Origin of the sequence: Flavobacterium humi (assembly GCF_004745595.1) — a bacterium.
Lineage (GTDB): Bacteria > Bacteroidota > Bacteroidia > Flavobacteriales > Flavobacteriaceae > Flavobacterium > Flavobacterium humi.
In genome coordinates this window covers 393,902-420,535 of record NZ_SRLH01000003.1, presented here as the reverse complement: position 1 = coordinate 420,535, position 26,634 = coordinate 393,902, and the positions used below count along the sequence as shown (strand labels likewise).

Annotated in this window: 28 protein-coding genes; 5 read left to right on the top strand and 23 right to left on the bottom strand. The window is 40.0% G+C overall.

The window, feature by feature from the left end:
- Positions 1–7: 7 nt before the first annotated feature.
- The 10 genes from E4635_RS07140 to atpB form a co-directional block, all read right to left on the bottom strand.
- Positions 8–1,822 carry an OmpA family protein gene (locus E4635_RS07140; RefSeq protein ID WP_135525940.1) on the bottom strand — a complete coding sequence of 605 codons (1,815 nt, stop codon included), beginning with the start codon at positions 1,820–1,822 and terminating at the stop codon, positions 8–10.
- A 25-nt stretch (positions 1,823–1,847) separates the two neighbouring features.
- The gene (locus tag E4635_RS07135) at positions 1,848–2,969 is read right to left on the bottom strand and encodes a hypothetical protein (protein ID WP_135525939.1); all 1,122 of its coding nucleotides are present in this window, start codon (positions 2,967–2,969) and stop codon (positions 1,848–1,850) included.
- Position 2,970: 1 nt separating this feature from the next.
- Positions 2,971–3,633 (bottom strand): hypothetical protein, encoded by a 663-nt coding sequence (locus E4635_RS07130; RefSeq protein ID WP_135525938.1) that lies wholly within the window; start codon positions 3,631–3,633, stop codon positions 2,971–2,973.
- A 122-nt stretch (positions 3,634–3,755) separates the two neighbouring features.
- Positions 3,756–4,193 (bottom strand): GNAT family N-acetyltransferase, encoded by a 438-nt coding sequence (locus tag E4635_RS07125; RefSeq protein WP_246020716.1) that lies wholly within the window; start codon positions 4,191–4,193, stop codon positions 3,756–3,758.
- Positions 4,194–4,281: 88 nt separating this feature from the next.
- Positions 4,282–5,151 carry an ATP synthase F1 subunit gamma gene (gene atpG / locus E4635_RS07120; RefSeq protein WP_135525937.1) on the bottom strand — a complete coding sequence of 290 codons (870 nt, stop codon included), beginning with the start codon at positions 5,149–5,151 and terminating at the stop codon, positions 4,282–4,284.
- 76 nt (positions 5,152–5,227) lie between these two features.
- A complete protein-coding gene (gene atpA, locus E4635_RS07115) occupies positions 5,228–6,805 on the bottom strand; it encodes a F0F1 ATP synthase subunit alpha (RefSeq protein WP_135525936.1) in 1,578 nt (525 codons plus the stop codon).
- 14 nt (positions 6,806–6,819) lie between these two features.
- Positions 6,820–7,353 carry an ATP synthase F1 subunit delta gene (gene atpH, locus E4635_RS07110; protein ID WP_135525935.1) on the bottom strand — a complete coding sequence of 178 codons (534 nt, stop codon included), beginning with the start codon at positions 7,351–7,353 and terminating at the stop codon, positions 6,820–6,822.
- A gap of 9 nt (positions 7,354–7,362) precedes the next feature.
- Entirely contained in the window at positions 7,363–7,863 is a 501-nt protein-coding gene (locus E4635_RS07105; protein ID WP_135525934.1) for a F0F1 ATP synthase subunit B, read from the bottom strand.
- A 79-nt stretch (positions 7,864–7,942) separates the two neighbouring features.
- A complete protein-coding gene (atpE, locus tag E4635_RS07100; protein WP_077374818.1) occupies positions 7,943–8,134 on the bottom strand; it encodes an ATP synthase F0 subunit C in 192 nt (63 codons plus the stop codon).
- Positions 8,135–8,203: 69 nt separating this feature from the next.
- On the bottom strand, positions 8,204–9,370 hold the full coding sequence (gene atpB / locus E4635_RS07095; RefSeq protein WP_135525933.1) for a F0F1 ATP synthase subunit A: 1,167 nt from the start codon (positions 9,368–9,370) through the stop codon (positions 8,204–8,206).
- A 272-nt stretch (positions 9,371–9,642) separates the two neighbouring features.
- Between atpB and E4635_RS07090 the strand changes: the two genes are divergently transcribed.
- Entirely contained in the window at positions 9,643–11,007 is a 1,365-nt protein-coding gene (locus E4635_RS07090; protein ID WP_135525932.1) for a T9SS type A sorting domain-containing protein, read from the top strand.
- Here the strand turns inward: E4635_RS07090 and E4635_RS07085 are convergent.
- The 4 genes from E4635_RS07085 to porW are packed head-to-tail and all read right to left on the bottom strand — an operon-like array spanning position 11,004 to position 14,621.
- Entirely contained in the window at positions 11,004–11,399 is a 396-nt protein-coding gene (locus E4635_RS07085) for a hypothetical protein (RefSeq protein WP_135525931.1), read from the bottom strand. The genes E4635_RS07090 and E4635_RS07085 overlap by 4 nt on opposite strands.
- 2 nt (positions 11,400–11,401) lie before the next feature.
- Positions 11,402–11,632 (bottom strand): AtpZ/AtpI family protein, encoded by a 231-nt coding sequence (locus tag E4635_RS07080; protein ID WP_135525930.1) that lies wholly within the window; start codon positions 11,630–11,632, stop codon positions 11,402–11,404.
- Positions 11,619–12,014 (bottom strand): bactofilin family protein, encoded by a 396-nt coding sequence (locus E4635_RS07075; RefSeq protein ID WP_135525929.1) that lies wholly within the window; start codon positions 12,012–12,014, stop codon positions 11,619–11,621. Before E4635_RS07075 ends, E4635_RS07080 begins: the two co-directional genes overlap by 14 nt.
- 6 nt (positions 12,015–12,020) lie before the next feature.
- Positions 12,021–14,621, bottom strand: a complete 2,601-nt coding sequence (gene porW / locus E4635_RS07070) for a type IX secretion system periplasmic lipoprotein PorW/SprE (RefSeq protein ID WP_169630214.1) — start codon at positions 14,619–14,621, stop codon at positions 12,021–12,023.
- 149 nt (positions 14,622–14,770) lie between these two features.
- On the opposite strand from porW, the gene E4635_RS07065 reads away from it, so the two are divergent.
- A complete protein-coding gene (locus E4635_RS07065) occupies positions 14,771–15,823 on the top strand; it encodes a ferredoxin--NADP reductase (protein ID WP_135525928.1) in 1,053 nt (350 codons plus the stop codon).
- 15 nt (positions 15,824–15,838) lie between these two features.
- On the opposite strand, the gene E4635_RS07060 is transcribed toward E4635_RS07065, so the two are convergent.
- Positions 15,839–16,873, bottom strand: coding sequence for a glycosyltransferase family 9 protein (locus E4635_RS07060; RefSeq protein ID WP_135525927.1), 1,035 nt, complete (start codon positions 16,871–16,873; stop codon positions 15,839–15,841).
- 12 nt (positions 16,874–16,885) lie between these two features.
- Positions 16,886–17,491, bottom strand: coding sequence for a DUF4254 domain-containing protein (locus E4635_RS07055; RefSeq protein WP_135525926.1), 606 nt, complete (start codon positions 17,489–17,491; stop codon positions 16,886–16,888).
- 75 nt (positions 17,492–17,566) lie between these two features.
- Between E4635_RS07055 and upp the strand changes: the two genes are divergently transcribed.
- On the top strand, positions 17,567–18,220 hold the full coding sequence (gene upp / locus E4635_RS07050; RefSeq protein ID WP_135525925.1) for a uracil phosphoribosyltransferase: 654 nt from the start codon (positions 17,567–17,569) through the stop codon (positions 18,218–18,220).
- Here upp and E4635_RS07045 read toward each other — a convergent pair.
- The gene (locus E4635_RS07045) at positions 18,215–19,147 is read right to left on the bottom strand and encodes a DUF6427 family protein (protein ID WP_135525924.1); all 933 of its coding nucleotides are present in this window, start codon (positions 19,145–19,147) and stop codon (positions 18,215–18,217) included. The genes upp and E4635_RS07045 overlap by 6 nt on opposite strands.
- Positions 19,148–19,193: 46 nt before the next feature.
- Between E4635_RS07045 and E4635_RS07040 the strand changes: the two genes are divergently transcribed.
- Complete coding sequence (locus tag E4635_RS07040; RefSeq protein ID WP_135525923.1) at positions 19,194–19,424, top strand: DUF6341 family protein; 231 nt, start codon at positions 19,194–19,196, stop codon at positions 19,422–19,424.
- Here E4635_RS07040 and purD read toward each other — a convergent pair.
- Positions 19,416–20,690 (bottom strand): phosphoribosylamine--glycine ligase, encoded by a 1,275-nt coding sequence (gene purD / locus E4635_RS07035; RefSeq protein WP_135525922.1) that lies wholly within the window; start codon positions 20,688–20,690, stop codon positions 19,416–19,418. The two genes, E4635_RS07040 and purD, sit on opposite strands and share 9 nt — an antisense overlap.
- 113 nt (positions 20,691–20,803) lie before the next feature.
- Between purD and E4635_RS07030 the strand changes: the two genes are divergently transcribed.
- A complete protein-coding gene (locus E4635_RS07030) occupies positions 20,804–22,141 on the top strand; it encodes a phenylacetate--CoA ligase family protein (RefSeq protein ID WP_135525921.1) in 1,338 nt (445 codons plus the stop codon).
- On the opposite strand, the gene E4635_RS07025 is transcribed toward E4635_RS07030, so the two are convergent.
- The 5 genes from E4635_RS07025 to rfbC are packed head-to-tail and all read right to left on the bottom strand — an operon-like array spanning position 22,138 to position 26,626.
- Positions 22,138–22,890 carry a glycosyltransferase family 2 protein gene (locus E4635_RS07025; RefSeq protein ID WP_135525920.1) on the bottom strand — a complete coding sequence of 251 codons (753 nt, stop codon included), beginning with the start codon at positions 22,888–22,890 and terminating at the stop codon, positions 22,138–22,140. The genes E4635_RS07030 and E4635_RS07025 overlap by 4 nt on opposite strands.
- On the bottom strand, positions 22,890–24,248 hold the full coding sequence (locus E4635_RS07020; RefSeq protein WP_135525919.1) for an undecaprenyl-phosphate glucose phosphotransferase: 1,359 nt from the start codon (positions 24,246–24,248) through the stop codon (positions 22,890–22,892). Before E4635_RS07020 ends, E4635_RS07025 begins: the two co-directional genes overlap by 1 nt.
- A gap of 6 nt (positions 24,249–24,254) precedes the next feature.
- A complete protein-coding gene (locus tag E4635_RS07015; RefSeq protein WP_135525918.1) occupies positions 24,255–25,238 on the bottom strand; it encodes a UDP-glucuronic acid decarboxylase family protein in 984 nt (327 codons plus the stop codon).
- A gap of 3 nt (positions 25,239–25,241) precedes the next feature.
- Entirely contained in the window at positions 25,242–26,081 is an 840-nt protein-coding gene (gene rfbD / locus E4635_RS07010) for a dTDP-4-dehydrorhamnose reductase (RefSeq protein WP_135525917.1), read from the bottom strand.
- Positions 26,075–26,626, bottom strand: a complete 552-nt coding sequence (gene rfbC / locus E4635_RS07005) for a dTDP-4-dehydrorhamnose 3,5-epimerase (protein WP_135525916.1) — start codon at positions 26,624–26,626, stop codon at positions 26,075–26,077. The genes rfbD and rfbC overlap by 7 nt, the downstream gene beginning before the upstream one ends.
- Between the last annotated feature and the right edge of the window lie 8 nt (positions 26,627–26,634).

Sequence of the window (26,634 nt, the reverse complement as noted above, 5' to 3'; positions counted from 1 at the left end):
TAAATTATTATTTCAAGAATGTGATTACAACACGTCTGTTTTTAGCTTTTCCAGATTCTGAGTTATTGTCGGCAACCGGTTCGTTTGAACCTTTTCCGTCAATCATTTGGAACCTGTTTTCAGGGATTCCTTTGTTTTTTAAGTAGTTGACAATAGCCTGTGCTCTGTTTTTGGACAGTTGCAGGTTAGCGTCGCTGTTTCCAACATTGTCCGTATGTCCTACAATGGTCAGTTTGGAATTTTCTGCCTGGATCAAGAGGTTGTATATTTTCTCCAGATCTTTCGAGGAATTGTTTTGGATGGCCGCACTACCGGAATTGAAATTGATTTTCCATTCGCCCGATGCCATAATTTCAGTAGCCTGTACGGTATAATCTGCCTTGTCCGCTGAAGTAGACTCGATGTCATTGATGTTTTTCAGGTAAAATAAATTTACCGCTTCTTCGTAAGGCACTACTTTTCCAACATTTTCATTAAATCCAAACGGATTCAGTTCGGTCAGGTAACCCGACACCTGGTTGTACACCGATTTGTATCTGTTTACACCATCGGTCATACCGAAATATTGCATTCCGTCAGCATAATTGAATACTTTGGAACCTCCCATATTATAGGTCAATCCGTTTTTGGTCCCTTGCTGTCCTTTGAACATTTTGTACCAGTATTCCGGTGTTTCCATTTTATAGGTATCGGCAATTGCTTCGGAAGCCCTTACTTTCCAATCTTCGTAATTTTTCATTTGGTTGGATGCCGTCAATGCTGATTTGAGGATGTTGGAAACAATTTCAGGGTTTTTCGCAGCCCATTCTTTAACCCCGATTAAAACCGTTGGCATCTGGTTGTTGAATTCTTTCGTGGAAACGATGTCTACAAATCCTGATAATTTGTCGAAAACCAGTTTGTCACCAGGTGTCCAGGTAGCGCAACCGTCTATTTTACGGCTTACCGTTTTCCCGGTCAGTTTTCCGTTGCTTACTTCTTTTAACGAAACTGTCCAGCCTGTCGTTTGTGATTTGATCAATTCTTCCGCTGATTTGATGTAATCATCATTTTCAGAAGGATAGATATTTACCGCGTCAGCATCATACGTTGCCGGGTCAGGATTCACTTTAAGACCGTTCGCAAAGCAATAGTTTACCGTAGTTACCCAGTCACCATCTCCCAATACTGCAGAAATAACGCTTCCTTTCATTGATTTCGGATCTGATTTCCAGCTTGGCGGCCCAATTAGTTTGTCTTCGCCATAACTCATACCTACAGCTCCAAGAACCTGTAAATGGTATTTGTCATTACCGTATTTCTCATTTAACGCTTTTTGCACAGAGCTGATATAAAACGGCGCTCCGTCACCCATGATCATTACGGCAAAAGCACTTTTATCGGAAGTTGGGAAAGCAGCGCCTCCGTCAAATTCCTCAATAAATTTCATTTGCATGTTACGGAGTTCCGACAACCAGTCCTGACGGATGATTTCAAGATTGACACCGTTTTTTTCCATTAAAGATCCTTTGGTCGTTTTTGGCCCACCATTGGAAACAATAATCCCTGATTGGGCATTCCAGGCGTAACCTGCAATTCTTACCAGTGGTTTATCGCTTACTGCAGCAGAAACTTCTTTGGAAGGAAGTGCGATTTTTTCTGCATTAGTTACATTATTTACATCTGTATTGTTTAATTCAATTCCTGTCAATTGTTTGGAAACAGCTGTTTTAATTCCCGGAGAAATGAAATAAATCGCTCCTAAAATCCCCCCAACTCCTGCAATGACAATAAGCAATTCAGATAGTGTTGTTAATTTTGCTGTTCTTAAAATTTTTCCCATTTATATAAAAATTAATTTGTTTTTGTTAAAATATATCTCCGAAACCACCACTGGATTGTTTGTCTTCTTTAGACATCTTGTAATTTGGACTGGAGTATTTGGTCGAATCCGGAATGGTGTTTTCCCCTGTCTTGATTTGATCGGCCAAAGAATCCAGGCGTGTGTACAACTCATCGTTATCTACTGAATATTGAGAGGTCAGGGAATCAATATCAATTAGGTTTTCAGATGTTCTGGCAATATCCTGGGCGATGGTTGATGTCACTACTTCCAAGGCATATTCCAATTCCCAGTCTTTGGTAAACATCATGGCGCTTTTGGCACTTTCGGTCGCTGCCTTTGCGTTTCTGGCAAACTCATATTCTTTCCTTAACATGGTCACCGTGGCATCAAAATCGGCAATTTTAATATCGATGGCAGTTCCGGCCAATGTTAGTTTCCTGTCCATTTTCCCCAAAACATTAGCTCTGACTCCATATTTTTGGATGAAGCTTTTGCTTTGCTCGTATTGGTTTGAAATTCTTTGGGAATCACTTAGTTTTTTAGCGAGTTCACTTTGCAATGCCACATATTCGTCTGTATCTTTTGCTCCTACACCATTGATTTTGACCATTTCATCCATGGCAGATTTTAATCTTTCCGATTGGCGTTGCAAACTCAGGACATCCTCCTGGAATGATTTTGCTTCTTTTTCAGATTTGGCCGCTTCAATTTCCATTTCGTTTTTCAGCCCTTTAAGCTTTGCTTTAGTGTTTTTGAAAACTTCCCGGTTTTTGATCATTTTCTGCTTTTGCTCGTCCAATTCGTTAAATGGATTGCTTTGGATGAGTGCCTTATGGATGTTTTTTGTGGCAAAACGAAGTCCTTTCATAATTACAGGAAACATCATAACCAGGAAAACCAGGAAAACCCCTGTTGCCGATAAGGCAATAGCCTGGCCAAGCATGGTGAATAATGGTGGGATGATATAAGTCCAAACCAGGTAGCCGCCTATTCCCAACAAGCCTAAAGCCAATGCCCAGAATAATGATTTCTCCCCTTTTTTTAAGACATCCGTTTTTAGTGCTATTTCCCCTTTTGATTCGTCAAAGTGTTTTAATATCGGCAGTTCCAGTAACGTGCTTTTTTCCTGTTCGAATTTATTCATTTTATAAATATTGATTGATTCCTGTAATAACAGTATTGATTGATTCTAAAATTCTTTGCTTTGCAATATTGTTGGCTTCGATTTTGAGCTGGATTTCGGCAAACATTTCCTTATTATCCAAATCGATCCTGGCCAAATCCGCTTTTTTCTTTTCCAATTCTATCTGGAGTTTTGCTATTTGGCTCTCCAGGTCTGTAATCTCTTTGGACAGGTTTTGCTTTTGGGATGTAATGGTATTGTTTAACTCTTTGTTTTTAGAATTTCCCGTTGCATCATATTTGGCATACACCTTTTCGATTTCAACTATATAGAACTTTGACTTTTCAAGAAGGAAATCTTTGGATAAATCTGATTTTATCGTTTTCCCCATGGCAAAGGCCATCTGATAACTTTGGGGATTGGTCACTCCAACCGCATATACTGATTTGTACAGTTCGAAAAAGTCAAAACCTTCATTGTTAAGCCCGTCAAAACCCTTTTGGTATACTTCGATTATTTCGTTAAGAAATGGATTGTTATTGGTCTCCGTCAAAATATTCGTAGTGGATGTTTCGGGGAACTTGTTTTCGGTTTTGGAAAAAGTAACCGGATTTTGATTTTCTGTTTTTGCAGCATCGTTTTGCTCTTCATTCACAAAAAGACTCTTCCAATTAAAACTTTGCATGGCCATTTGTTTTATTTTAGTGGTTTACTTCTGTTATACGTACTAAATAGTAAAAAGTTACTATTATTAAAAATAAAAAGATAAAAATACATCTTTTATAAAAACAAAGTATATTTTACTGTTTATGTCAGTCCTTCTTCATTTAAAATTTTCACAAAATGAAAGCCTTTGGGACCATAACCCTGATTGTAATAAAACCGGTGAGCCGCAAAATTGGTCGTAAAAGCATCCAAAACAATATTGGTACAGCCTATTTCTTCGGCTTTATCATTAATATAATCGGTGATGATTTTTCCGATCCCTTTTGACCTATGGTCGGGTGAAACAATAAAATTATCCAGTTCGATATACTTTCCGCACCATAATTTCGTACCGGTCCAATAGCCGGAAATACCCACACAAACCTCCTTTTCAAAAATGGCTACTTGCTTGTAATTGTGCGGTACCATATCCTGAAGGTATAATTGGTATTTCGCCAAGGTCAGTTTCGGATACAAATGTTTCATGACCTGTATTTGGGCCAGCATTTCCTCGACGGTAACAAGTTCTTTGATTTCCAATGCAACGGTTTCTTAAATGTTGTATAAAATTAACAAAAAAAGAGCTGACAAAAATGCCAGCTCTTCAATATCTTGAATAAATAAGTGATTATCCTTTCAATGCTTCTGCTCCACCAACAATCTCCAAGATTTCATTGGTAATTGCTGCCTGACGCGCTTTGTTGTACGTTAATTTCAATTGGTTTCTCAATTCGGTTGCGTTGTCAGTTGCTTTATGCATGGCTGTCATACGCGCTCCGTGCTCGGAAGCAAAAGAATCCCTGATGGATTTGTACAATTGTGTTTTCAATGATTTCGGGATCAAAGTCAACACGATTTCTTCTTTCGATGGTTCAAAAATATAGTCGCCGGTTGTAGCTGTTTTAGCTGTGGCATCTGATTTTATCGGTGCCAACGGTAAGAATTGTTCTGCTTTAACAACTTGGGTCGCCGCATTTTTAAATTGGTTGTAAACTATTTCGATTCTGTCGTATTCCCCTGAAATAAATTTTTGGGTCAAATCTTCAGCAATAGCAGCTACATTGTCAAAAGTCAGGTTGTCAAAAACCGAACTTTGATTGTCAATTACAGTATGCGTTTTCTTTAAAGCATCGTTTCCTTTTTTACCAATAGCAAAAACATCCACCTGTACTCCTGCATACTTATCGGTAATGTTCTTAACCTCTTTGATGGCATTCGAATTAAACGCACCGGCTAGACCTCTGTTTGAGGTAATTACCACAACCAATACTTTTTTAACTTCTCTTTGTGTCGTAAAGCTTCCGCCCACTTCACCTTCAAGGGTTGATGAAAGGTTTTGTAATAATTCCGTTAATTTTTCGGCATAAGGGCGCATAGCTGTAATTGCATCCTGTGCTTTTTTCAGCTTTGCAGCAGAAACCATTTTCATTGCCGATGTGATTTGCATCGTAGATGAAACGGAAGTAATTCTATTACGGATTTCCTTTAAATTTGCCATTTTTTTCTACTTTAGAAAATATGCCTATTGGCGGAATTAGCGAATGTTGCCATCCGCTAGCCCGCTAATTTGCTAATTAATTATATTTTGCTGAAACTTCTTTCGCTACTTTTTCGATAACATCAGTAATGTTGTCATCTAATTTACCAGCTTTTAAAGCATCAAGCGTATCTCTGTGTTTGTTGTTCAGGAATTCCAAGAAATCTTTCTCGAATTCTTTTACTTTATCAACAGGAACGTTTCTCAATAAGTTTTTAGAACCAGCATAAATAATTGCTACCTGGTCTTCTACTGTAAAAGGAGAGTTCAAACCTTGCTTTAAGATCTCAACGTTTCTTTTACCTTTTTCGATTACGTTTAAAGTAACAGCATCCAAATCAGATCCGAATTTCGCGAAAGCTTCCAATTCACGGAATTGAGCCTGGTCTAATTTTAAGGTACCAGACACTTTTTTCATGGATTTGATCTGTGCATTACCTCCAACACGTGATACCGAAATACCTACGTTGATCGCCGGGCGAACTCCTGAGTTGAATAAATCAGACTCCAAGAAAATTTGTCCGTCAGTAATCGAAATTACGTTTGTTGGGATATACGCAGATACGTCACCCGCTTGTGTTTCGATAATTGGCAATGCAGTCAATGAACCGCCACCTTTAACGATCGGACGTAAAGAATCCGGCAAGTCGTTCATGTTTTTAGCGATATCATCATCTGCAATTACTTTTGCAGCTCTTTCCAATAATCTTGAGTGAAGGTAGAAAACGTCTCCAGGGTAAGCCTCACGTCCCGGTGGTCTTCTTAATAAAAGAGATACCTCACGGTAAGCCACCGCTTGTTTTGACAAATCATCATACACGATTAATGCAGGACGACCCGTATCACGGAAATATTCTCCGATTGCTGCACCTGCGAATGGTGCGTATACTTGCATAGGAGCTGGATCAGAAGCATTAGCAGCAACGATAACCGTATATGCCATAGCGCCTTTTTCTTCCAATGTTTTTGCAATTGCCGCTACTGTAGAGGCTTTTTGCCCGATAGCTACATAAATACAAAATACCGGTTTTCCAGCATCGAAAAATTCTTTTTGATTTAGGATGGTATCCAAACAAACTGTTGATTTACCAGTCTGACGGTCACCAATAACCAACTCACGTTGCCCACGACCTACCGGGATCATCGCATCAACTGCTTTGATACCTGTTTGCAATGGCTCAGTAACTGGCTGACGGAAAATAACTCCAGGTGCTTTACGCTCTAAAGGCATTTCGTATAAGTCTCCACCGATTGGCCCTTTTCCATCAATTGGAAAACCAAGTGTGTTTACTACACGCCCAACCATTTGTTCTCCAACTTTAAGAGAGGCAATACGTTGTGTTCTTTTAGCAGTAGAACCTTCTTTCAAACCTGTAGATGGCCCTAAAAGTACCACACCCACATTGTCTTCCTCAAGATTCAATACGATACCTTCCATACCGTTATCAAATTCTACCAACTCACCGTATTGAACATTTGAAAGCCCGTAAACACGCGCAATACCATCTCCAACTTGAAGTATCGTTCCTACTTCTTCTAGCGTAGCACCAGATTCAAAACCTGATAATTGCTTTTTTAATATTGCTGATATTTCAGCAGGTTTAATTTCCGCCATAATTATATAAATAACTAATTACTTAATTCTCTTTTTAAAACTTGCAATCTATTGGCAACAGAAGCATTGTACTGTTTGTCGCCTATTCTTAAAATAAATCCTCCAATGATAGAAGGGTCTACTATGTTTTCTATCGTCACTTTTTTGTTTGAAAACTCATTGATCTTAGCCATAACCTTAGCTTCCAATTCCGGAGTGATCGCAATGGCTGTCGTTACTTTTGCAACTTCGATCCCATTGGCCTGATCAAACAGTTTATTGTATTCAATGGCAATCGGCTCGAGTATCTCGAATCTTTTGTTTTCCAACAACAAATGAAATAACCCTTTAGTGACATTATTTACAGAAGCGAAAACTTCCAATAAGGCACTTTCCTTAACTTCAACTTTAATGGTTGGGTTCTGGATAAAAGTATCCAATTCCGCATTCCCTTTAATAGTAGTTGCAATCAAAGTCATGTCCTGGCTCACCTCATTAGCTGCGCTTTTGGAGGTCGCCATGTCTAAAATTGCTTTCGCATAGCGAATTGCTGCTCTTGTACTTGACATGATACGGGATTAGTTTAATTTTACGTCACCTAACATTTTCTCCACCAATTTCATTTGGGCATCTTTGTTAGATAATTCGTCTTTTAATAATTTTTCTGCAATATCCAATGACAATGATGATACATGAGATTTTAATTCTGCCATAGCAGCGTTTTTCTCACTTTCGATAGAAGCTTTAGCTTGCTCAATCATTCTCAATCCTTGAGTTTGCGCTTCTTCTTTTGCATCAGCAATCATTTTTTCCTTGATTTCTCTGGCTTCTTTAAGCAACGTGTCACGCTCTAAACGCGCTTCTTGCAAAATACGCTCGTTGCTCGCTTGCAGGTTCTGCATTTCTTTTTTTGCGTTTTCAGCAGAAAGCAATGCATTCTTAATTCCTTCCTCTCTGTCATTTACCGCATCAAGAATAGGTTTCCATGCGAATTTTTTCAATAAAAAGATCAATCCGACAAATATTACAACCTGCCAAATAAACAATCCGAACGAAAAATCATTGATTAACTTTTCCATAGTATATAAAATCTTTTTTTAATAATTAATAAAACAATAGTTACAACCAACCGTTGCAACTATTGTCTTTGAATTTTAATTACGCTGCGAATAACGCTGCGAAACCAATACCTTCAATAAGTGCAGCTGCGATAAGCATTGCAGTTTGAATTTTTCCTGAAGCTTCTGGCTGACGAGCGATAGCGTCCATTGCTGAACCACCAATTCTACCAATACCTAAACCAGCTCCGATTACGATTAAACCTGCTCCTACAATAGTTGGAATTTGCATAATATATATATTAAAAATTAAACATTCTTTTTTAAGGTATCCGGCCTGGGCCAAAAACCATTTTTATTCTTAATGATGAGCCTCGTCGTGGTGATGCTCTTCATTACCCATACCAAAATAAAGGGCAGATAACATAGTGAAAATATACGCCTGTAAAAAGGCAACCAATATTTCAAGCAATGATAATGCAAATGCCAATCCGAAAGATAAGGTACTTCCTATCCAGCTTTTGAATATGAACATCAATGCAATAATACTCATTAAAACCACGTGGCCTGCTAAAATATTAGCATACAAACGAATCATTAATGAAAATGGCTTAATGAACGTACCCAATAATTCAATCGGAGCCAAAATAAATTTCATCGGTGTTGGTACACCCGGCATCCAGAAAATGTGCCCCCAGTAATTTTTATTAGCGGTAAGCGTGGTAATCAAATAGGTTAAGATTGCCAAAGAAGCTGTGATGGCGATATTTCCTGTAATGTTGAATCCTAGTGGCGTTAACCCTAATATGTTTAGGAATAAGATGAAGAAGAATATCGTTAACAGGTAACTCATGTACTTCTTGTATTTTTTCTCACCAATGTTTGGAATGGCAATTTCGTCACGTACAAATAAAACCAACGGTTCGAAGATCCTTCCCGGCCCTTTTGAAATCCCTCCGTTTTTAGCGAACGATTTCCCTAGGCTTGTGAAAAGTAAAAACATCAAAAGGGCAATTCCCAAAATACCTACCACACTCTTTGTGATGGAAAGGTCAAGCGGCTTTACGTTTTCAGGGTGCCCACCGTGTCCTTCTTTTAAAGTACCGGCAGCATCTGTTTTGTATATTTTTTCATGGTGCAGGACATAATAGTTCCCGTTGTTTTCCGCTACGGATTCCCCGTGGTTGAATTTTGAAGAAGAGAAAACCTGCAATCCGCCATCCCAAAGGATGATTGGTAAAGAGAAACCATAGTGTTCCCCTGTCTCTTCATTTGCGGAAAACACAAAATCATGAGAGTCCAGAAGGTGGTGGTTGATAAACGCCTTGATTTTAGATTTGGCATCTGTAGGTTCTGCATGTGCTTCATGGGAAGCCTCAGCCACTGCGTGAGTGGTATCAGCCACAGCATGAGATACTTCAGTTTGTACTTTTGTAGTATCTGAAACCGGATTTGCAAAACTAAATAAAGGAAGACCTGCAATAAATACTGCAATTGTAAATCTAAGGGTTCGCGTTGAAATTACCATATATAAAAACTATAATTCTACGTTTGTAAATTTGGCGCAAAGGTACATTTTTTATTAATATTTAAAACCATATAATTTATTTTTTTCTTAACGTGTGTTTTTTACCCCTTAAACCGTCTTGTAAAAGTTATTAACAAACTGTTTTTTTGCAGGTTGAATTTTTTAAAATTTAATCTAAATACAAGGCTTTTCGCATATTCTTTGTTTAAAAAATTGTTAACAAATATTTTTTTTATACATTCGTTGAAATATTCGGGAACAAATTAAACTATATGAGAAAAAAACTACTCCTTTTATTTATTCCTTTATTTACGATAAATCTCACGGCACAATGCTGGCAATCTGTCTCAGCAGGCGGTGCGCATACGATTGGGATCAGGACAGGCGGTACTTTATGGGCATGGGGAAGAAACAATGTGGGACAGCTCGGAAATGGTACAGCTACAAACTCAAACCTTCCTATTGAAATAAGCACCGATACGAACTGGCAAAGCGTTTCGTCAGGAAATTCGCATTGTGTGGCATTAAAAAACAATGGCACGTTATGGACCTGGGGAAGAAATTTAGCTGGACAGCTCGGAAATGGTACACTTGTAAATTCTAATGTACCCATCCAGATCGGAACTGATACGGATTGGCTCTATATTGCTGCGGGTGATGAATACACACTGGCTCTCAAAACCGACGGAACCCTTTGGGCATGGGGTGAAAATACCTATGGGCAATTAGGAGACGGGACTGTTGTCAATAAAGATGTCCCTACAAAAATAGGAACGGACACGAATTGGCAGTCGCTGGCCGGAGGATCTACCCATACTTTAGCTATCAAAACCACCGGGGAATTATACGCCTGGGGAAGGAATAATACCGGACAATTAGGTGATGGTACTACCACAAATGCAAATACACCTGTCAAAATAGGCACTGACAACGACTGGAATGCGGTAAGCGCAGGAAACGGGCATAGTGCTGCTTCTAAAAACGACGGGACTTTATGGATGTGGGGCGCTAACTCAAACGGGCAGTTAGGAGACGGAACCACGACAGACAGGCCTTCTCCGACCAATATCTCGGTGATTTCCAATTGCACCAGTATGGCCAAAGGCACCCAGCATAGCATCGTCCGGAAAACAGACGGGACTTTATGGGCATGGGGCAGTAATGCTTCAGGGCAGTTGGGCGATAACACCAATACGCAACGAAACAATCCGGTGCAGGTTTTCGGGAATTTTACAGACTGGCAATCGGTGACTTCGAGAGTTTCCCATACCCTTTCGATTAAAAACGACGGAACCTTATGGGCTTGGGGAGCGAATCTTTATGGCCAGCTTGGAGACGGGACAAATGCTGCAAAAAACATCCCGGTTGCCATTGGCTGCCCAACATTGGACGCTGATGAAAATTATATGGCTAAAATCAGTGTTTTTCCTAATCCGGCAACGTCTTTTATTACTATCCGTTTAACGGAAAATATACTTCTAGAAAGACTAATAATTGTTGATATTTATGGAAAAACTGTTTTTGATAGAAAAGGCAATACCTCAGAAATCAATACCGAGGGCTTTGCTTCAGGAATGTATATCGTGAAGGCGTTTTCCGAAGGAAGGGCTTTCCAGTCAAAATTCGTCAAAAACTAATTTCCCTTTTTATTTAATATCACAATTGTAGCTACCGTTTCCAACAAAAGGAAAAGCATAAAAAGAAAGAAGAAATTCCATTTTTCAAGCGGGTTTCCTTGTGTTATGTTTGTAAGGATAGGCCTTGCAACAAGATAACAGGCTACCATTTTTATGGTGGTGGCCAATAAAAATGTATTGCCCACTATGTCCAGGTTTTTTTGCCTTATCACCAAAAGAAGCGCAATTATCACTATGGAAAAAAGACCAAAAAACAAGTATAGTTGTAAAAGTGAGTATTTGAACTGCGTTGTATCCAACTCAAAAACAGAAAAGAAAACCCTGTGCATACCGTATAATAAGGCAATAACCATAGTGAGTTTGCCTATCAATTTCAAACCTTCTTTCTTCATTTTCAGGAATTTTTGCCAATTTCGTTTACCTGGCGGTATACATTGTACAGTGCTATAAAAACACCCAGTATCGTTAATAATTTGTAGTAATATACTTTTTCGCTGGGGTATTTTCCGTCCAGCCAAAAACCGATTTTATAAAACACAAAAATAATTGCTCCCATCTGGATAGGGATGTTGATGAGCGACAGCCATTTGTTGTAGTTCTTCTTTTGCTGATTATTGTTCTCCATGTGATGGTGGCGGCAGCAATGGTTTTGAAACGGTTTTCATGATACATGTCGCACTGAAATCTGCTCCGGGTTCAACCGAAAGTTTCCCGCAGGTCACTTCCCCGTGGATGCTTGCCTTTGATTTTACATTTAAGATTTCCTGAACGACGATCTTCCCGTTTACCGTTCCTTCCACATCTACATTTTTGCATGAAATATCTCCGGTAACGCTTCCGGCCGGCCCGATGACAAGCTTGCCTTTGGAAGAAAAGTTCCCCACCAGATGGCCATCCAACCTAAAATCGGCCAGGGAATCTATATCCCCTTTAATGCTGGTGCCTTCCACAATCCTATTCGTTTTACCTAGCAGGTCAGTATATGATTTTGTGCTTTTTTCAAACATTCCCTTTTATTTAAGTTCCAGAAATTCGTTGTAATTTTTCTTGACTTGTATAACCGCATAATTCCCGCTGGAAATAACATTTGCCGGGGTTGTAATCTTGTAATCCTTGGCTTCTTTCAAAGCATCGATCAGGTATTTCGAAAACTCTTTGGAAGAAACCCCATGCAGCACTATGAAATTTTCATTCTCCGAATAGACATCATAGGAAACCGAGAATTTATCAAATTGTTTTTCAGCAATGTATTTGTTTAATTTCTCCATTAGTTTTGTAGTCTCCACATCATCGCGCTTGCCGGCTTTGTAAATGATTTTCCAGTTTTTGGCCAGGCTGTCCTGTTTTAAGGCCATTTTTTCCAAACCGGGCACACTCATCCTAAGGATATCTTCCGCCTGTTTGCCTTCTTTGCTGTTTGGATATGTCAGGGCCACATAATTTACCGCTTTCTTATATTCCTCAACACCTTTGAGCTTGCCTATCGCGCTTGCTTTCAATAATTCATATTTTGGGATCAGGTCGTCTCCGGCAAATTGCGTCAGGCTTTTTTCAATAGTTGCCAAAACGGCTGCATATTCCTGGTTGCCAAATTGTTTGTATAATCCTTTGTAAACCTCATCCGGCGTTTGGGTTATGATATTTTCTTCCGAAAGGGTACCGCTCAAGATCTGGGCATACCTTGTATTTGGGTAATTGCTGATGATCTGGCTTTTAATCGCTTCGGCTTTCGCTTTATCCGATATTTCATAAAGTTTGTACAAGTTATACATTGATGGCAAAATCAATCTTTCTTCCGGAGTGCTTTTCAGTACTGTTTCAAACTTGTTTACCGCCAGTTTGTTTTCTTTGAATTTTTCTTTGTAAATAACCCCTAATTGGTAATTGGCAAAATTCCTTTCTTTGGCCAAACTGTCAATTACAACTTGTGATGTTGGGAGTTGTTTTACATAAAATTCCGTGTTGTATTTTTCGGAAACGGCAGCAGAATCTTTTTTGATGCCCTGCTCCGCCAGCGGCTGATCATTGTTGTCTTTAATATCTTCCGATTGCACGGACCAGCGCCAATTGTCTTTTAGGGCGCGTTTGCCCCATCTTTTTTGGAACTCGATTTTTCCGTAGGCTACCGTCGCAGGGGTGTAAAAATAAAAAGCACCTCCGTTTTTAGGATCGTCGGAAGTTAGTTTTGGCAATTGGTTGGTTACGATTGCTTTTGCTTTTCCGGGTGCCACTTCAATATCCTTAATGCCTGCATTTGCTTTTTCGGCGGCTTCTTTTTGTTTTTCTTCCAAAACTCTTTTGGCTTCATCCTTTGCTTTGAGTTTTAAAATATAATCGTCAAAGTAGGCCTTTTTGTCATTGTCTGAAAGGGCTACCAGTTTCAAGATACTGTCATTATGCTGCACTATTCCTTCATAACGGATAACGTCTACCAAGTTCTCGCGTTTTTTTACAATTGCGAAATATTCGCGGTCTTTTTTAACCAATTTGGTCAGTGTACTGTCATAATATTGCCCCGCGGTAAGGTATTTTGCTTTGTCAAAATAGATTGTCGCCAGGTTTTTATAGGTCGTGGCCTGAAGATATGCGTCTTCAGAAGGGGATCGTAACGATTTGTTATAGAATTTTACAGCTTGTTCTTTTTGATTGAGTTTATCGTAAAAAGATGCTACCTGGTAATTCAGCACATCCAGGTATGGCCTGTTTTCACGGTCTTTTAAGAGCTTGGCGTATTTTTCAAGGAAAGCCACGGTGTCGGTTGTCGGATCTATCAGCTGAGCTTGTTGGGCATGGGCGCGGATCACATAATGCCTTGGTGATTTGCGCTTCATATCGATGATTTGCTGGAATTCAGCATACGCACTGTCTTTGTAATTGGCTTTTTCGTAGAGTTGCCCCAGAATAAAATGATACCTTGCTCTTTCTTCTTTAAACTTTGTGGCGCCTAATGCCATTTTCAGAGGTGCGATGGCGCTGTCCTGCTGTTCCAAATTAATATAGGCCTGGGACAAGGTGGCATTCGCATCGGCAAAAACCTGTGGTTTGAGGTCTTTGTTCTTAATAAGTTTTTTTAGGTTTTTAATGGCCAAAGCATCGTTTTCCAATCTAAGGTTGGTTTTTTCCCGCCATACTTTCGCCTCATAAATTTTATCCGAATCGGAATATTTATACAAAATGTAATTGAAGGCTTCTAACGCAGGAATGAACCGCTGGTCATAATACCTGGATTTTCCCAACAGTAGGTGCGCTTCGTCCATCTGCATGTTTTTTTCCTTCCCTTCAATGTTCATGGAATGTTTTTGGATGGCCTTGGTCGCTTTGGTTTCCGCACGGTCAAAATTTTGGTTTTTCCCTTTTTGCCCGGGCAACATGGCTTCTTCGGCGACCTGCATTCTTTCTACAGGCAATATTTCCCAAAAATTATCCTTATAGCCTGTTTTGAGTTCGTTTATTCCTGCCTCTAATGCAATATCCCCGTTGTATAACGTGTTATATTCTGTATTTACAGCATGCCAGTTCCTGTTTACAAAAGAATTCCTTTTGGTTGAGCAAGCCACCAGAAAAAGAATTAAAAAAGATCCGGAAATATATTTTAATCTGTTAATTTTCAACATAAAATGGTTTTATATGTAAACTGCCAAATAGTATTTTTAGTATTATAACTCGTAAAAGTACGTTTCTTTTTGAAATTCCTGAAAAGAAAGTATTTTTTAATTTTAAATATGTCACCCTCGTTTGTTAATTTTGCTGAAAAGAATAATATATGTCAACATTCTATAAATTATCCATAAAAGAAATCAAAAGGGAAACACCGCAAGCCGTTTCCGTTGTTTTTAATATCCCAGACGAATTTAAAGATTTTTACAAATTTACGGCCGGACAATATGTGAATTTGAAACTTACCCTGGACGGTGAAGAAATCCGCCGGGCATATTCCATATGTTCCGCTCCTAACAGCGATGAATTAAGAGTTGCCATTAAAGCTGTAAAATATGGGAATTTTTCAAAATTTGCCAACGAAAAACTGGCAGTCGGCAATGTTATCGAAGTAGGTGTGCCGGAAGGCAAATTTACTTTTGAACCGCATCCTGAAAAACAGAAAAATTACATGGCGTTTGCCGCAGGCAGCGGGATTACCCCTATCATGTCTATACTGCAATCGGTTTTGAAACAAGAACCAAACAGTTCGTTTGTATTGTGTTTTGGGAATAAATCTCCTGAGGAAACCATCTTCCACGATCAATTGATCCATTTGCAGCAACAATACCTGGGCCGTTTTTTTGTGCATTTCGTATACAGCCAGTCCAAAGCCGATGAGGCGCTTTTTGGCAGGATTGACAAATCTGTGGTTAATTTTGTTTTAAACAACAAACATGCCGAGAAGGAATTTTCGAAATTCTATTTGTGCGGTCCGGAAGAAATGATCAATACAGTAAGCGATGTGCTGAAAGAAAAAAATATTGCTGAAAAAGACATCAAATTCGAATTGTTTTCTGCTTCCAAAACAGAAAAACCGATCGATACCAGCAAAGCGGAACATGCCAAAATAACGGTGATGGTTGATGGTGATGAAGCGACTTTTGAAATGTCTTCCAAACAAACATTACTGGAAGCAGCTCTTAAACAAGGACTTGACGCACCGTATTCCTGCCAGGGAGGAATTTGCAGCAGTTGCCTGGCCCGTGTCACCAAAGGTACGGCCGAAATGAGAAAGAATTCCATCCTATCCGATGATGAAATTGCCGAAGGATTGATTTTAACTTGTCAGGCGCATCCGACTTCCGCCGAAATTTATGTCGATTATGATGATGTATAATATACAGAAAAGGAGCTACTGAAGCTCCTTTTTTATTGTATCCAAAATGCTTTGCGGCAAGATTGTCCGCATGGCATCCTGGTAGCCTTCGACCTTTTTGTTGCCGTAAACCGAGGTTGGCAGTTTTGGGTATTTTATTCTATCGGATGTGATGCAGTTTTCCAAAGGCTGGAAAAAAGGAGCAAATCCGGCAAACGGATGAGTGGCTCCCCAAAGCGTAATCACATTGACTCCCAGCATGGCGGCAATATGCGCGTTCCCGGAATCCATGCTTAGCATAAGGTCCAGGTTGGAAATCAAATCCAGTTCTTCCCGGAATTTTAGTTTCCCGGCCATTACCACGACATTTTCATGAGAACCTTTGAATTGGTTTAACTGTTGGATCTCCTTTTCCCCGCCTCCAAAGAGAAAAATCCTGGCATTTGTTTCTGACAGCCCATCAATGACTTCCTGCATCAAATCTTTCGGGTATACTTTGCTTTCATATTGGGCAAAAGGGGCAATTCCGATCCATTTTTCATCTTTTTGCCCGGTAAATGCCTTGATTGCTTCCGACAGGATTGCTTTTTCAGGGAAAACCGGATGGGAAAATTCTATCGGGAAACCTAACGAAGCAAAAGTGTCACAATGCCTTTCAAACATTGTTTTTACCGGTTTGAAAATTTTGTTGTTCTCTCTGGTCAGTGCTTTTTTACCTGCGCGGCCTTTATCTGTAAAAGCAGTTTTTTTTCCGCTCAAGGCGAAAAGGTTCCGGACTATTTTAGAACGCAGCACGTTATGCAGGTCTGCAATGGCATCGATGCCCAGCTTGCGCAAATCCGAAAATAACCGGACCAGGCCTACGAAACCTTTGTGTCGTTTGGTAAGATCTACCGCAAAAAAATGCAGGTTCGGGATCCCATCAAAAAAAGGTCGGAAAAAAGGCCTTGAAACGACTGTGATTTTCGTTTGGGGATAACGCAAAGAAAAAGCTCTCAGTACGGGAACCGTCATTGCGACATCTCCCATGGCTGAAAGCCTTATAACGCCAATATGTTGTATTGCTGACATCTAAAAAGAAGCCTATTTTTTATTTTGGTACAACACCGGGTTTAAATCGTCATCGTTGTACATTTTCATCTGTTTGTATACTTTCATGTATTTGTCACCGTTTTCGATATCGGTCAGTAAATCACTGATAGAGGTAAACATATCGCTTTTCTGGTCTAACAGGACGTTTAGTTTTTCCTGGCATTTTGCCCTGTGCTCCGCGGTGGCTTCGGCTCTGTTTGCCTCTTCGCTCATGTGGTATATTTTCAGTGCCAAAATAGACAAACGGTCAATGGCCCAAGCCGGGCTTTCGGTATTGATCTTTGCATTTGGCTTCACTTGTACATCTTTGTGTTTTTGAAGGAAATAACTATCGATAAATTCCACCATATCCGTACGGACCTGGTTTGAAGCATCGATTTTTCGTTTTAAATCCAAGGCAGCAACCGGATCGATTTGCGGGTCACGGATGATATCCTCATAATGCCATTGAACCGTATCTACCCAGTTTTTGGCGTATAATAAATATTCTATGGAACCTTTTTCGTAAGGATTTAAGGTCGGTTGGTATACATCATCAATGATATGATAGTCAGCAATGCTTCGTTCAAAAATGGGAAATGCAAATTCTGCAAACATAGTTTCGTGTATTTTATTTCTACAAAAATAGCGTTTTTTTGTACTTTTAGCCTGAAATTCTAAATATTAATTCTGATGCATATCCACTACATTTCTGAGCAAAACAGTATCCTGAACCATTTTTTAGCACAGATCCGCGATATAAATATCCAGAAAGACAGCATGCGTTTTCGCAAAAACATTGAGCGTATTGGTGAAATCATGGCCTATGAATTGAGCAAAACACTCGAATATAAAGCCATTGAAGTCCAGACTCCTATAGGAATAAAACACACCACCACGGTTGCGGACAATGTTGTTTTGTGCTCTATTTTAAGGGCCGGCCTGGCCTTGCACCAGGGTTTTATGAATTTTTTTGACGACGCTGAAAACGGTTTTGTTTCCGCTTACCGGCACCATTACAATAACGACGATGCCTTTGATATTTTGGTCGAATACCAGGCGGCTCCTTCCTTTGAAGGCAAAAACCTCATCCTGATCGACCCCATGTTAGCTACCGGGCAATCGCTTGTGGCTGTTTTTAACAAACTGCATACCGAAGAAACCCCTAAAGAAATCCATATTGCCGTTGTGATTGCTGCACCGGAAGGAATTGCCTTCCTTGAAAAAAACCTGCCGGACAATTGTCATTTATGGGTCGCTGCCCTGGATGAAAAACTCAACGAGAAAAACTACATCGTCCCGGGATTGGGCGATGCCGGAGATTTGGCATATGGCAGCAAATTATAGCAGCTGAAGGATGTAAGTAATAAAACTTGCCAGGATGATTATGCCTAAAATACTTTCTTTAATCCAGTATTTATCAATGGTTTCCAGGTAATTGGTCAGCATGATGGAGACCGGTACGAAAGTAAAAATAAGGTAACTGTTGTCCTTATTGGGCGAAATAAAGAAAATCACCAATCCGATGATAAACGCAAAAATGATCTTCTTGTAGGACGACTGCAGGTTCAGGGATTTATTGGTCAAGATCAGGAGCATTGTTACAAAAGCCACCAAAGCCGTAATAATATAAATGGTCAAGGCAATATTCTGAAAGATGTTTTCTATGTACTTCAGGTCAAAATCGATGGCGATCTGATTGATGTAATTCGGGATAAAACCAGGATCGAACATCAACGAAAACAAAAGCGTAATGATGATGATTGCAAAAAAAGCGATAAAAGGTATTATCCAATTCCTGTAATCCCTCGATACATGGAAAATAATCGATACAAATACCAACACTATAAACAGGATACTCCAAAAATGAAATAAGGCCGCCATAAAAATCCAGAGGGAAGCATCAAAAATCTTTTCTTTCGGGGTAATGAGCGACTGCATCGAAATAAGCCTTCTCAAAGCCAATAAAATAAAAACATTGGATAAGATAAGCCCTCCGTTGGACAACGTTTTGGGAAACAGTATGAAAAAAACGAAAAACAGCAAAAAGGTATAACTGTTGTCCTTGCTCAATCCGTTTTTCTTGGTAATAAAATTCGTAATGAACAAAGAACCGATAAGCAAGAACAGCAAGACCACCTTTTTGCCTATTTCCAATGGGGTTATCGTGTTGAAATTAGACTGAAACTGGTAAAGCATAAAGCAAACCACCAGCAATGAGGTTATCAAAATATAATTTATTGGCCTAGATTTACTAAAAACGCTTGTTATCATGAGTATATTTTATATTTTTGTCCTGTAAATATAATACATATAAAAGATGAAATCATTTTTTGAAGGAATACAGTGGCTTTTTGAAAATATTCTTTTTGCTCTCCACGATGTTTTACGTTCTGAAGAACTGGTTAACTGGTGGATCGCCAATATTATCTCATGGGGCTTTATGGCAATTTGTTGTTACTATACCTGGTACTGGATCAAACAACTAAAACTTCATAAAGACAACGACGACGAATATCAGGATACGACAGCTCACTCTTTTTTAAAGTAAGTCGAAACCGATATCTTTTCTAAAATACATCTTATCAAAATGTAACTTGTTTATGTTTTGATAAGATTTTTTTATGGCTTCCTGGAAATCATTCCCATATGAAGTCACCGCCAGCACCCTTCCACCGTTCGTCACAACACTTCCGTCCTGCAGTTTTGTCCCAGCATGGAAAACAATAGAATCCTGGACGTTTTCCAATCCTGTAATTACTTTCCCTTTTTCATATTCTTCCGGATACCCGCCGGAAACAACCATAATCGTAGTAGCGCTTCTTGGATCGATTTCCAACTGGAATCCATCCAGTTTCTGATCGGCTACAGCCTGGAACATGGCTACCAGGTCTGATGTTATCCTTGGCATGACCACTTCTGTTTCGGGATCGCCCATTCGGACATTGTACTCAATGACCATCGGCTCCCCTTTTACATTAATAAGCCCTATGAAAACGAATCCTTTGTATTCTATATTGTCTTTTTGCAAACCGTCAATAGTTGGTTTTACAATCCTGGTTTCGATTTTTTCCATCAAAACGGTATCCGCAAACGGAACCGGGGAAACCGCTCCCATCCCACCGGTATTCAAACCGGTATCTCCTTCGCCAATGCGTTTGTAATCTTTGGCCGTTGGCAGGATTTTATAATTTTTCCCGTCGGTCAAAACAAAACAGCTCAGCTCGATTCCGTCCAAAAACTCCTCGATCACTACTTTTGAAGAAGCATCGCCAAATTTAGCATCCACCAGCATGTTGCGCAATTCCTGTTGAGCTTCGGCCAAATCCTGCAAAATCAGGACGCCTTTTCCGGCAGCCAGGCCGTCCGCTTTCAATACATAAGGTGCCTCAAGCGTGGTCAAGAATTCGCAACCGGCCTCCACCGTGTCTTTGGTAAAACTCTGGTAACGGGCTGTTGGTATTGCATGCCTTACCAGGAATTCTTTGGCAAATTCTTTGCTTCCTTCCAATTGGGCACCGGTTTTCGATGGCCCGATTACAGGAATATGCTGTATTTGGGAATCATTTTTGAAGAAATCGTAAATCCCGAGTACCAAAGGATCTTCAGGACCTACCACAACCATGTTTACCTGGTTCTGCAGGACGAATGTTTTCACGGCTTCAAAATCTGTAGGGTTTACCGAAACGTTAGTCGCTATTTCGGCCGTTCCTGCATTTCCGGGTGCTACAAAAAGTGTTTCGCATTGTGGGCTTTGAAGCATTTTCCAAGCTAAAGCATGTTCTCTTCCGCCTGAACCAAGTAATAAGATTGTCATTGTGTAGTTGTGTTTGTTTTGAGTTGCAAAAATAGTTCGTTTAAATCTATTAGGGAAATTTTTATACAGAATGTGCGGCTGGTTTTTCTTATTTTTGAATAAATTTTTATCCCGTGTTCCGATTATTTGATTTATCGCTAAAATTAAATGGTTTCCAGATGAAGGAAGCTACCAGGATTTTTGATTCGATCCTGGCTGTTCCTGAAGGAGGTTACCAGGAATTTACCGAATCCTGCCGGGGAAAAATTGTGGCTTTCCACCTGAAAAACAATCCGTTTTACCAGTCATTGGTCCTTGCCAAAAACCTGGACCTGAACTCGGATGGCGACTTCACGAAGCACTGGAACGATTTACCGGTCCTCACTAAAAAAGATTTGCAGAAACCCCTGGCAGAAAGGCTTTCCAAAGGATATACTCCTAAAACGGTCTTTGTAAACAAAACCTCCGGTTCCAGCGGCGATCCGTTTATTTTTGCCAAGGACAAAGAAGCTCATGCCCTGACCTGGGCTTCGATAATTTATCGTTTCGGCTGGTACGGGATTGATTTTAACCGCTCGTACCAAGCCCGTTTTTATGGCATACCGCTCGATTTTTTAGGATACCAAAAAGAACGTTTGAAGGATTTTTTAGGGCAGCGTTTCCGTTTCCCGATTTTTGACCTCTCCGATTTTTTCCTGGAAAAAGTATTAAAACACTTCCGGGCCAAAAAGTTTGACTACATTAATGGTTATACGAGCTCTATCGTTTTGTTTGCCAAATTTTTACAGTCGAAAAACATTATTTTAAAAGACATTTGCCCATCGCTTAAAGTATGTATGGTCACTTCCGAAATGCTTTTCGAGGAAGACAAAATCCTGATGGAAAAACAATTCGGTATTCCGGTTGTGAATGAATATGGAGCATCCGAATTGGATTTGATCGCTTTCCAAAACACTAAAAACGAATGGCTTGTCAATGCTGAAACCCTGTTTGTAGAAATCCTAGACGAAAACAACCAACCTGTTCCCCACGGAAAAGAAGGCCGTGTGGTCATCACTTCCTTGTACAACAAAGCGCATCCTTTTATCCGGTACGATATTGGCGATATTGGGGTTTTGGACGAAAAAAGCACCTGGAAAAAACCAATCCTGAAACAACTTTTGGGCCGCACCAATGATATTGCCGTATTGCCAAGCGGGAAAAAATCGCCGGGGCTTACTTTTTATTATGTGACCAAAAGCATTATTGAAGATGACGGGAATGTAAAGGAATTTATCATCCGGCAGGTAAAAACGGATACTTTTGAGATCGATTATGTCAGCGAAATAGAACTGACCGCACCTCAGATACAAAAAATCCAGGAAGCAATTGACAAATACCTGGAACCAGGGCTTCATTTTACCTACCACCGTAAAGAAATCCTGGAAAGGACCTTACGGGGAAAATTAAAACAATTCCAATCGTCTCTTTAGTTCCGGTATTTCATAAATCCGCGGTACATCCAGTGTGCCATGTAATATATTGACTGTACTATAGTTAACTTTTCAACCTCGCGGTAAAACTGCCATTGGTATTTCAAGAGTTTGGATTTATTCCTGGACAATGAATTTTCCCGGATGCGGTAAATTGCCTTCGGTTCCTGAATACCGTAAGCAAATGGTATTTCCTTGAGGTATTTCAGCCACAATCCCATATCCTGCCTTTTGAATATTTCCGGCATGGTCTTTTTCCCCAAAGTCCTGATATCGACAAAAGCCGTTAGACAACTTATGGAATTTGTTTTTAAAATATCGGTATAGGTAACTTTTTGCGGAACGATGAAATCGGAATACACAAATTCCAGGTTTTCGTTGGAACGCTTATAGGAGGAAAACACAAAATGGATCCCTGTTTGCCGGATAGCCTGGATACTGCTTGCGATAAAATCCGGAAACCAGATGTCGTCAGCATCGAGGAAAGTCATGTAATCCCCTTGCGCTTTTTCGATTCCTTCATTCCTTGCTTTGGCCGGCCCCGAATTTTTATGGAGCTGGATTAAATGGATCCTGTGGTCGTCTTCCATGAAATTCTGGATGATCCCGACAGTGGTATCTTTGGAACCATCGTCCACAATAATCATTTCCCAGTTGGAATAGGTTTGCTTCTGGACGGATTGTATGGTTTCGGCGATGTATTTTGCCGAATTAAAAGTAGGCGTGATAATGGAAACCGTTTCGCTCATTAATAGGCTTTTTCTTGTCCTTTAAAAATGTTGATGACTGTAAGGACGATAATTTTGATGTCTAAAAGCAATGACCAGTTCTCGATGTAAAACAAGTCGTATTTTATCCTGTGGAACATTTCGTCATCGGATTCGATTTCTCCCCGAAACCCTTTAACCTGTGCCAATCCTGTAATTCCGGGCTTTATGTGCAGCCTGAAGTTGTATTTTTTTATTTTGCTTCTGTACTCATTGTTGTGCGCCCATAAATGTGGCCTTGGCCCCACGATAGACATATCTCCGATGAATACATTAAAAAATTGCGGCATTTCATCAAAACTTGTTTTTCTGAGAAAAGTCCCAATTTTAGTGACTCTCGGATCGTTTTTTACAACAGATTCTTCCGTTTTGTTGTTAATCCTCATCGAACGGAATTTATAGCAATAAAACTCATTCTCGTCTAGTCCGGGCCTTCCCTGTTTGAAAAAAACCGGGCCTTTGGATTCGAGCTTAATTAAGATAGCGATGATCGGGATGAGCCAGGAAAGGATGAAAAGGATGATGAACAAAGAGAATAAAATGTCGAACAACCGCTTGACAAATTTGAGCAGCGGCTCGTTTAACGGTGTTCTTTTTAAGGATAAAATCGGGAAGAATTCGTAATAATCGATCTTTAGGTTTTTGGCGTAAATCTCATTGGCTTCCGGAATAAACTTGATCGTTTTTTTATGGTAATCGGTAAATTCGACCAATTCTTTCAGCTGGTCTCCGGACAATTCCTCCAAAGCGCAGTAGATATCATCGATCTTGTTTTCCAAAACAAATTTCTGGATTTCGGAAATCCCTCCTTTTATTTCTTCATTGGAAATTTTATCCGAGAAAAAACCTTTGAAATGATAGCCGTAATCCGGCCTGGTCTGAAACAAATGCCTCAGGTTCTGCGAGCTTTCGGTATAACCGATAATGATCGCGTTCCTGTAATTTCCGCCCAGGACAATCCGGTATTTTTTCAGGTAATAAAATAACAATCCTTTAAAAAGCGTAATGTATATGAACGAAAACCCGAAATAATACAATAACAGTTTGAAACTCAAGATAATTTCCCGTGTTATGGAGAAAAAAGCCATAACAATCAGCATGAATAAAAACAGCTGCCGGAAGAGCATCGTCATAATCTCGACCGGTTTTGTAAAGCGGTATACTTCGTAAAAGTTCGTAAAATAGGCCAAAACGCACCAGGAGACAATTTGGTACACCATAAAATACAGCAAATGTGAAGCAAATCCTTTTAGAAAAAAATTGGCTAAAATCAGCAGTAAAACACAATCGATTGTGATACTTATGGGGCGTAAGTATTTTGAATACCTTCCTTTGGTCATGTTCTGTTAATGGATAAACCCTGAAAAATCCTTATGTTCTTCCTTTAAAAGTTCTTCCTGTGGCAATGATTTGAAATATTCGTAGGTAATTTTCATACCTTCCGAACGGGAAACTTTGGCCTCCCACCCTAATAGTTCTTTTGCTCTTGTGGTATCCGGCTGGCGTTGCAACGGATCGTTTTCCGGCAAAGGATGGTAGACAATTTTTTGGTTGGTACCTGTTAGTTTTATAATTTCTTCTGCAAAATCCTTTATCGTAATTTCATCCGGATTACCAATGTTTACCGGACCTGAATAATCGGAATGCAACAATCTGAAGATGCCTTCCACCTGATCGTCTACATAACAGAACGATCGGGTTTGCATCCCGTCCCCGAAGATAGTCAAATCCTCGCCTCGCAGCGCCTGGCCAATAAAAGCAGGAATTACGCGGCCGTCATTGAGCCTCATCCTTGGCCCGTACGTGTTGAAAATCCTCACGATGCGGGTCTCCAAACCATGGAAACGGTGATAGGCCATTGTGATGGATTCCTGAAAACGTTTTGCTTCATCATAAACCCCGCGAGGGCCTATGGTATTTACGTTCCCGAAATAATCTTCCGTTTGCGGATGCACCAATGGATCACCATATACTTCAGACGTGGAAGCAATCAAAATCCTTGCTTTTTTAACCCTTGCCAGACCCAACAGGTTGTGCGTCCCTAAAGAACCTACCTTAAGAGTTTGGATTGGAATTTTTAAATAATCGATAGGGCTTGCAGGCGAAGCAAAATGCAATATGTAATCCAGATGTCCCGGAACATGGACGAATTTTGAAATATCGTGGTTATAAAATTCGAAATTAGCCAACTTGAAAAGATGCTCAATATTCTTCAAATCGCCGGTAATCAGGTTATCCATCCCAATTACATGGTATCCTTCTTTGATAAACCTATCGCATAAATGAGATCCCAAAAATCCCGCAGCTCCTGTTATTAATATTCTTTTCATTCCTTATATTGTTTGTTGTAAAGCCGTTTCCCAGCTTTTTATTGCTATTTTAAAACTGTTTTTTATTTTCGATTTGTCCAGGACGCTATATTTGGGCCTTTTTGCCGGTGTGGGAAAAGCCTCGGTCGGAATTGGATTGACTTCGATACTAATTCCGTTCTGGCGGAAGATTTCCCTGGCAAAATCATACCAGCTTGCCGTTCCTTCATTACTGAAATTGTAAATCCCGAAATCATGGCTGCCACTTGTCACGACAGACAACAGTGCTTCAGCTAAATCCACGGCATTTGTGGGCGTTCCTATTTGGTCCGATACCACATTCAGGCTATCCCTTTCTGAAGCAAGCCGTAGCATTGTTTTCATGAAATTATTCCCAAATTGAGAATACACCCATGAAGTCCTGATGATAAAGAACTTCTCACAATTAGCGGCCACCGCCTGTTCTCCTTCCAGTTTTGTTTTGCCGTATACTCCAATCGGATTGGTTGGATCCGTTTCGGAATAGGGTTTTACCGCTGATCCGTCAAAAACAAAATCAGTCGAGATATGGATCAATGTCACATCGTGCTTCCTGCAGGCAACCGCCAGGTTTTTCGGGCCGGAAACATTAACGGCCTGAGCCTTTTCAATTTCCGTTTCTGCCTTGTCCACTGCCGTATAGGCCGCCGTATTAATGCAAAAATCTATTTTCTGATTTTCAAAAAAATGAGCCACCTTGTCCTGGTTGGTAATATCCAAATCCTCCGAAGAAGCAAAAACAAACTGCAAGCCATCATAATTAGGGGCTATGTGCCGTAAAGCCTGGCCTAATTGCCCTGATGCTCCTGTTACTAAGATTACCATACCTTTTTAGCGTTTTCCAATGTGGGCAAAACAGCATCTTTTTCGGAAATGATCAATTCTTTTTCAGAAAACTGCCAGTCAATATGTAAAGCCGGGTCGTTGTAAATCACACCACCTTCCGACTCTTTATTGTAAAAATTATCGCATTTGTAAAAGAAAACCGCTTTTTCACTCATCACTAAAAACCCATGGGCAAACCCTCTCGGGATGAACAGCTGCTTTTGGTTTTCCCCGGTTAAAAGTATCGAAAACGACTGCCCGTATGTAGGCGATTCCGGCCTCATATCGACAGCAACATCCAATACTTCGCCGCTAAGCACCCTTACCAATTTCGCCTGGGCGTGTTCCCCGGTTTGATAATGTAAGCCACGCAAAACGCCTTTGGATGAAAAGGACTGGTTGTCCTGGACGAAATGAACCTTTTGGCCCACTCCTTTCTCAAAGGTATTTTCGTTAAAACTTTCCATAAAAAACCCTCGGTCATCATGGAAAAGCTTCGGTTCTAAAATAAAGCAGCCTTTTAAATTGGTTTCAGTAAAATGCATTGAAAATA